We start from the raw sequence: 1,604 nt of genomic DNA, 5'->3' as shown, positions 1-1,604 counted from the left end.
GAGGCTGTGTGAAAACAGCCTCCGAAGCTGGCAAAATAACCGCGACATGGCTCGCGGTTATTTTTTATGAGGCATCTTGACGGCACCCCTCGAAGTCAGGCGCTGTTGCTCCCACCCAGCGTTGAAGATTATGTCCCCGAAGATCACCCGGTTCGCGTCATTGATGCGTTTGTGGATTCACTGAATTTGTCAGAGATGGGGTTCAGGAAAGCTCAGACGGCTCATACCGGCCGCCGCCCTTACCACCCCGGCGATTTGCTCAAGCTTTATATCTACGCCTACCTCAACCAGACCAGCAGTACCCGACGGCTGGAAAAAGAATGTCATCGCAACCTGGAAGTGCTCTGGCTGATGAAGCAGCTGGCACCGGATTTCAAAACCATCGCGGACTTCCGTAAAGATAACGGTGACGCGGTCAAGAAGGTGTGCCGGCAGTTCATTGTGTTCTGCAAACAGGCAGGACTGGTCAGTGGCCAGTTGGTGGCGATTGATGGCAGCAAGTTCAAAGCGGCCGCCAGTAAAGACCAGGCTGTTACCCGCAAGCAGCTGGAGAAGCAGCTGGGCAAGCTGGATCAGAAAATTGATCGTTATCTCGCTCAGCTGGCGGCATCGGAACAAGGTGATGACGCCGATCTGAACCGTGACAAAGTATCCGAAGCCTTGGCTTATCTGGAAACCCACAAGGCGGAACTGCAGGATGAGCTGAAGACGCTGGTCGATGAGGACAAGACTCAGCTCTGTCGTACAGAGCCGGACGCCAAGCTGATGAAATCTGGCCGGGAAGGCACGGTGGTGGGCTACAACGCGCAGAATGCCGTTGACGAGGAATACCAACTGATCGTTCACCACGACCTGACACAGGCAGGTAGCGATAACCAGCAACTGAAACCGATCGCCCAAGAGACCCATGATGTACTGGAGGGCAGACTAGAAACCCTCGTTGCCGATGCCGGCTACTCCAACGGTCAGCAGATCAAAGAGCTTCAGTCTTCTGGGTACGATGTGGCAGTGCCATCGAACCGGGCGGTCAACAATCAGGGAAACGGCGAGTACTTCCAGAAACGTGACTTCACCTATTTGCCCGAACAGGACGCTTACCTCTGCCCTGCTGGAGAGCGGCTGCCTCACAAGACGGTGAGCAACAAGGATCGTCTGCATCTGTACGCACGCTCAGGCTGCAATCAATGCCCGCTCCAGAGCCAATGCACCAAGGCGGATCGACGCTGGGTCACACGCCACTTCAATGAAGAGGCTCTGGAGAAAGCAACGAACGCCGCCACACCTGAGCGGATGATCCGTCGGATGGCTACCGTTGAGCCGACCTTCGCTACACTCAAGAGAATGCTGAATAAAGGGAGATTTACCTGCTGGGGTCTGAGTTCTGCCAGTAGTGAATACAGTCTGGGGGTGCTGAGTTACAACCTGATGCGGGCGATCAACGTGCTGGGCGTGAAGGGGATGCTGGCAAGGCTGGCTTGAGGCGCTTAGGCCTCTTTATTGCCTGTAAATATAGGCTGATTGAAAGCAAAAATGCCCCGGACGATGTCCGAGGCATTTTGTGGGCCTGCTCAGAAGCTATGTAAATCGTGTTTTTACACAGCCTC

1 protein-coding gene is annotated in these 1,604 nt (G+C 54.7%); it reads left to right on the top strand.

The features are described 5' to 3' along the window. The first annotated feature begins 66 nt into the window (after positions 1–66). Positions 67–1,479 (top strand): IS1182 family transposase, encoded by a 1,413-nt coding sequence (locus Q669_RS19010; RefSeq protein WP_022993516.1) that lies wholly within the window; start codon positions 67–69, stop codon positions 1,477–1,479. The last annotated feature ends 125 nt before the right edge of the window (positions 1,480–1,604 follow it).

It is taken from the genome of Marinobacter sp. C1S70, from assembly GCF_000475355.1.
GTDB classification, from domain to species: domain Bacteria; phylum Pseudomonadota; class Gammaproteobacteria; order Pseudomonadales; family Oleiphilaceae; genus Marinobacter; species Marinobacter nauticus.
This window is presented reverse-complemented; position numbering and strand designations above follow the sequence as displayed.